Origin of the sequence: Archangium sp. (genome assembly GCF_036388035.1) — a bacterium.
In the GTDB taxonomy this organism is placed as follows: domain Bacteria; phylum Myxococcota; class Myxococcia; order Myxococcales; family Myxococcaceae; genus Archangium.
Genome location: NZ_DASVSO010000958.1, coordinates 1 through 2,730, shown reverse-complemented (window position 1 = coordinate 2,730; position 2,730 = coordinate 1). Strand labels below are relative to the sequence as shown.

Annotated in this window: 2 protein-coding genes; one reads left to right on the top strand and one right to left on the bottom strand. The window is 68.8% G+C overall.

All coding sequences use genetic code 11. The features are described from left to right. The coding region (locus VF697_RS39555; protein WP_331103368.1) for a BsuPI-related putative proteinase inhibitor at positions 1-1,196 on the bottom strand (1,196 nt) is incomplete at its 3' end. A gap of 279 nt (positions 1,197-1,475) precedes the next feature. On the opposite strand from VF697_RS39555, the gene VF697_RS39550 reads away from it, so the two are divergent. Further along, positions 1,476-2,730: UvrD-helicase domain-containing protein (locus tag VF697_RS39550; protein ID WP_331103366.1), on the top strand; the 1,255-nt coding region annotated here is incomplete at its 3' end.

Sequence of the window (2,730 nt, the reverse complement as noted above, 5' to 3'; positions counted from 1 at the left end):
ACGCGAATCTGCTTCTGCCCACCCTTGCTGGACTCGGCGTACCAGGAGCCCAGGAAGGACCCGCTGACGGTGTACGTGCCATCGGCCACGGGCAGGCCGCTGTTGTTCACGTACGACCAGGTCTGCGTGTACTGGAGGGACTGGCCAGGAGCGAGCACCACCTGCGTGGGCCCCGGAGGGAAGCTCTTGCCATTCGACCAGGTCCACACCACCTGGCCGCTGGAGTTCCGAGCGCTGAAGTCGTAGGTCTTCCCGGTCGCGAAGTCGATGGTCACCGAGTAGGTCGAGATGTTGGTCACCACCAGGCTCAGCTGGGCCGGCGACTGGGTGCGCACGTAGTTGCTCTTGTCGGTCGCGAACGTCACCTGGAGGGGATCCGGCGTGAGCAGGTTGAGGGTCTGCGAGCCACCCTTGGTGCCGCTGCGGCCCAGGTAGTTGCCCAGCAGGACGCCGCTCACGGCGAAGTCGCCATCCGGCACCCCGGCTCCAGCGTCATCCACGAAGCTCCAGGCTTCCTGCACGGTCCACGTCTCACCGGGAGCCAGCGTGCGCGTCTGGGGGTTGCCGTCGAAGGCCTTCCCGAAGGACCAGGTCCACACCACGTTGCCCGCGGCATCCGTGGCGTTGAAGTCGTAGGACTGGCCATTGGCGAAGCTCACCTCGAGGGCATACGGGGCGGTGTTGGTCATCGTCAGGGAGAGGAGGGCCTGCTCGCCCCGGCGGTAGGCGCTCTTGTCGGCGGCGAAGGAGACCTGCAGGTAGTCCGGCGTGTAGAGGGAGATGGCCTTCTGCGCGGACTTGGTTCCGCTCCGGCCCGTGTAGTTGCCCAGGAAGGTGCCACGAACGGTATAGGAGCCGTCCGCCGCCGGGCCGCCCACGTTGGCGTTGTACGTCCAGGTCTCCTGGTAGCGCACCGTCTCACCCGCGGCCAGCGTCCTGCTGGACGAAGCGGGGTCGAAGGTCTTCCCGAAGGACCAGGTCCACACGGTGGCGCCGCTGGCATCCTGCGCCGTGAACTCGTACTTCTGCCCGTTGGCGAAGCTCACCGTCACGGGAACGAGACCGACGTTCCTCACCTCCAGTGTCAGGAGTGCCGGGCTGCCACGCGCGTAGCTGCTCTGGGCGGTGGTGATGCTGACTTGCAGAGGGTCGAGGACCTGCGCCTTGGATGCGCTGGGCGCGAGACCCACGAGCACGGCGAGGGTCCATACCAGGGTCCATGATGCAAAACGAGATGCTGAGATCCGCATGGGGTGGGGGCTCCGGTCAGTTGATGTGCCATCTGCTATTGCGGCTGCCCCCCGTGGATGGATCTCCCCGCATGTTCGCGCGTGAATCCGCGGCTCGAGTTGTTCAATAGAAAATACGTCACCGGCCGTGAACAGACCTTCACCCGCTCTACCCGCTGCTGGATGGATGGAAATTCAATGGGTTGACCAATCCGTGCCCGCGCGTCACCTTGCGCGCCCACGACCATGAGCAACCCTGACGGAGAGCTGCCCGCGGAGGCGAGGGCCATCATCGCGGAGGAGGAGGCGCTCCTCGGCCGCGTCCACGCCTCGCTGGAGGCCGCGCGACGCCGGGGTGCCAATCGCACCCAGGAGACGCAGGGGCTCGTCGCCCAGTTGCAGGTACTGCGCGACGAGGCGGCGACCGCGCCCGTGGCCGACCTGCCCCACCTGCTCCACCAGATGACCCAGGCCCGGGCCCTCCTCGAGCGACAGGAGACGACGGCGCTCCCGGAGGCCAGTGCCCCGTACTTCGCGCACCTGCGCCTGAATGGGCCCGCGGGCATCCGGGACTATCTGCTGGGCCGTACCAGCTTCGCCGATGCCTCCGCCGACGTGCGCGTCATCGACTGGCGCTTCGCTCCGGTGGCCCGCGTCTTCTACCGCTATGGTGAGGGAGACGCATATGAGGAGTGGTTCGGCGAGCGGCTGTCCGAGGGCACCGTCGAGGTGCGGCGGTTGGTGGTCATCGAGCGCGGGGTGCTCGTCCGCATCCAGGCCGGCCCGCTCCTCCTCACGCGCACCTCCGAGGGCACCTGGCGGAGCGTGGGCCCCGGGCAGCTCGCCGGTGGAACGGGGACGGCGGTGCGCCCGGGTCAGCTCGGAGTGGGGGAGGGGGCCTCCCGGCGCGAGGGGGCGCTCGACGTGACGGCACTGCTGGATGCCGAACAGTTCGAGGCCGTGAGCGCGAACGCGGACCAGCCGCTGCTCGTGTTGGGCAGCGCGGGCAGCGGGAAGACGACGGTGGCCCTGCACCGGCTCGCGAAGATCGCCTTCGACGACCACGCCCGCTACCCCGAGTCCCGGATGAAGGTCATCGTCCCCGAGGAGGGGCTGGCGAGGCTCTCCCGACGTCTGCTCGCTCCGCTCGGGCTGGGGAAGGTGACGGTGGAGACGCTCGATGCGTGGGCGGCCACGACGGCGCGGGTCTCGTTCGGTGCCAAGGGCATCAAGCTGTGGGAGGACACACCACCCCTCATCTCGAAGCTCAAGCGCCACCCGGCCCTGCGCCGGGCGCTCGCGGCCCGGGTGGGGGTGCTCCAGTCGTCCGCGACGACCCTGCCGCGCCTGCGCAAGCGGCTCGCGGAGCTCTTCACCGACCGGCGCTTCCTGGAGGGGGTCGTCTCCTACTCGAAGGGAGACCTGCCGCTCACGGCCGTCGACGAGACGGTGCGCCACACCATGTTGCAGATCGCCACGCCGCTCGCGCGCGAGCTCGAGG